Raw genomic sequence first — 200 nt, forward strand, 5'->3', positions numbered from 1 at the left:
CAAATAGCGGGATAAAAAGGCTAGATGGAAGCACTCTGTTTGCTTCTTCATCTAGCCTTTTACATATGTATCTTCACTGTAAACGAAAAACCATTTCCCCTTCTAATTAAATTGTGTTAAACTAATTTAAATTTAATTTTCGAAAAATTACATAAAAAAAAGGCGGAATGATTGTGGAGAACTATTTTCTTTTTATTATC

It is taken from the genome of Bacillus sp. JJ1127, from assembly GCF_036965845.1.
In the GTDB taxonomy this organism is placed as follows: Bacteria; Bacillota; Bacilli; order Bacillales; family Bacillaceae_G; genus Bacillus_A.